Source organism: Nonlabens xylanidelens, assembly GCF_002934445.1.
In the GTDB taxonomy this organism is placed as follows: domain Bacteria; phylum Bacteroidota; class Bacteroidia; order Flavobacteriales; family Flavobacteriaceae; genus Nonlabens; species Nonlabens xylanidelens.
In genome coordinates this window covers 2,501-5,160 of the sequence record NZ_PTJE01000015.1, presented here as the reverse complement: position 1 = coordinate 5,160, position 2,660 = coordinate 2,501, and the positions used below count along the sequence as shown (strand labels likewise).

Annotated in this window: 2 tRNA genes and 2 rRNA genes (1 of these 4 cut by a window edge); all 4 read left to right on the top strand. The window is 45.2% G+C overall.

The features are described 5' to 3' along the window. Nucleotides 1–77: 77 nt before the first annotated feature. A 16S ribosomal RNA gene (locus LY01_RS14935) occupies nucleotides 78–1,603 on the top strand. Between the two features lie 117 nt (nucleotides 1,604–1,720). Continuing rightward, nucleotides 1,721–1,794, top strand: a tRNA-Ile gene (locus tag LY01_RS14930). A gap of 112 nt (nucleotides 1,795–1,906) precedes the next feature. Beyond that, a tRNA-Ala gene (locus LY01_RS14925) sits at nucleotides 1,907–1,980 on the top strand. A 135-nt stretch (nucleotides 1,981–2,115) separates the two neighbouring features. Continuing rightward, nucleotides 2,116–2,660: ribosomal RNA gene (locus tag LY01_RS14920) — 23S ribosomal RNA — on the top strand; it runs 2,274 nt beyond the window's last position. The 16S and 23S rRNA genes sit together here with 2 tRNA genes alongside, the layout of an rRNA operon.

Genomic DNA, 2,660 nt, shown 5'->3' with positions numbered 1-2,660 from the left:
AAAAAAATAAGATAGACACAAAGCTAATTGAGTGGTTTCGATAAAGTCATATAATTAAATGATCTTTAAAAGATTCGACGATGAAGAGTTTGATCCTGGCTCAGGATGAACGCTAGCGGCAGGCCTAACACATGCAAGTCGAGGGGCAGCATTTCTAGCTTGCTAGAAGATGGCGACCGGCGCACGGGTGCGTAACGCGTATACAATCTACCTATTACTGAGGGATAGCCCGAAGAAATTTGGATTAAGACCTCATAGTATTATTAAGCTGCATGGTTTGATAATTAAAGGTTACGGTAATAGATGAGTATGCGTCCTATTAGCTAGATGGTAAGGTAACGGCTTACCATGGCTACGATAGGTAGGGGTCCTGAGAGGGAGATCCCCCACACTGGTACTGAGACACGGACCAGACTCCTACGGGAGGCAGCAGTGAGGAATATTGGACAATGGGCGGAAGCCTGATCCAGCCATGCCGCGTGTAGGAAGACGGCCCTATGGGTTGTAAACTACTTTTGTACGGGAAGAAATATATCTACGTGTAGATATTTGACGGTACCGTAAGAATAAGCACCGGCTAACTCCGTGCCAGCAGCCGCGGTAATACGGAGGGTGCAAGCGTTATCCGGAATCATTGGGTTTAAAGGGTCCGTAGGCGGGCTAATAAGTCAGTGGTGAAATGCAGGGGCTTAACTCCGGCACTGCCATTGATACTGTTAGTCTTGAATTATTGTGAAGTGGTTAGAATATGTAGTGTAGCGGTGAAATGCTTAGATATTACATAGAATACCAATTGCGAAGGCAGATCACTAACAATATATTGACGCTGATGGACGAAAGCGTGGGTAGCGAACAGGATTAGATACCCTGGTAGTCCACGCCGTAAACGATGGTTACTAGCTGTTTGGTACGATTGAGTACTGAGTGGCCAAGCGAAAGTGATAAGTAACCCACCTGGGGAGTACGTTCGCAAGAATGAAACTCAAAGGAATTGACGGGGGCCCGCACAAGCGGTGGAGCATGTGGTTTAATTCGATGATACGCGAGGAACCTTACCAGGGCTTAAATGCATATTGACAGGTTTAGAAATAGACTTTTCTTCGGACAATTTGCAAGGTGCTGCATGGTTGTCGTCAGCTCGTGCCGTGAGGTGTCAGGTTAAGTCCTATAACGAGCGCAACCCCTATTACTAGTTGCCAGCGAGTCAAGTCGGGGACTCTAGTGAGACTGCCGGTGCAAACCGTGAGGAAGGTGGGGATGACGTCAAATCATCACGGCCCTTACGTCCTGGGCCACACACGTGCTACAATGGTAGGGACAGAGAGCAGCCACTTCGTGAGAAGGAGCGAATCTTCAAACCCTATCTCAGTTCGGATCGTAGTCTGCAACTCGACTACGTGAAGCTGGAATCGCTAGTAATCGCATATCAGCCATGATGCGGTGAATACGTTCCCGGGCCTTGTACACACCGCCCGTCAAGCCATGGAAGCTGGGGGTGCCTGAAGTCGGTGACCGCAAGGAGCTGCCTAGGGTAAAACCGGTAACTGGGGCTAAGTCGTAACAAGGTAGCCGTACCGGAAGGTGCGGCTGGAACACCTCCTTTCTGGAGTTCTTGAAATAACAGAACTACAAAAGTGATTTATGAAAGATTGCTTAATTAGCGTGTTTATTTATAAAGTTGTCAATAAAAGAAGTCGCAAGACCTACTCTTCGGAGTTATAGTCTCATAGCTCAGCTGGTTAGAGCGCTACACTGATAATGTAGAGGTCGGCAGTTCGAGTCTGCCTGAGACTACAATAATGATTTATCATAATTGTTCATTTAAATTATATAGGAAATTTTAGACGTTGAGAATTCAAAACGCCTTATTAGATATTTTGAATTGACATTCTGAATTTCAAATTATGGGGGATTAGCTCAGCTGGCTAGAGCGCCTGCCTTGCACGCAGGAGGTCATCGGTTCGACTCCGATATTCTCCACTATTGACTACGGTCAAAAACGTTCATTGACATATTGAAAAGATTAAACGAGTAACATAGATACGTAAGTATCTATATTATTATAGTAAAATAATTAGGCTCTTATATCTGTATCGTTGCAGAATAAGAAAGAATATCATAAGCAAATTAAGGGCGTATGGGGAATGCCTAGGCTCTCAGAGGCGATGAAGGACGTGATAAGCTGCGATAAGTTGCGGGGATCAGCACATATGAATTGATCCGCAAATTTCCGAATGGGGCAACCTGTTATATTGAAGATATATCATCCGAAAGGAAGCGAACCTGGTGAACTGAAACATCTAAGTAGCCAGAGGAAGAGAAAACAAAAGTGATTCCGCTAGTAGTGGCGAGCGAACGCGGAATAGCCCAAACCAATTATGTTACGGCATAATTGGGGTTGTAGGACCGTAATGTTTAATGTGTAATGAATAGGAATTTTCTGGAAAGAAAAACCAAAGAGGGTGATAGTCCTGTACTGGTAAGTTACATTATTAATAACGGTATCCTGAGTAGTGCGGGGCACGTGAAACCCTGTATGAATCAAGCGGGACCATCCGCTAAGGCTAAATACTCCTGAGAGACCGATAGTGAACTAGTACCGTGAGGGAAAGGTGAAAAGAACCCTGAATAAGGGAGTGAAATAGATCCTGAAACCATAC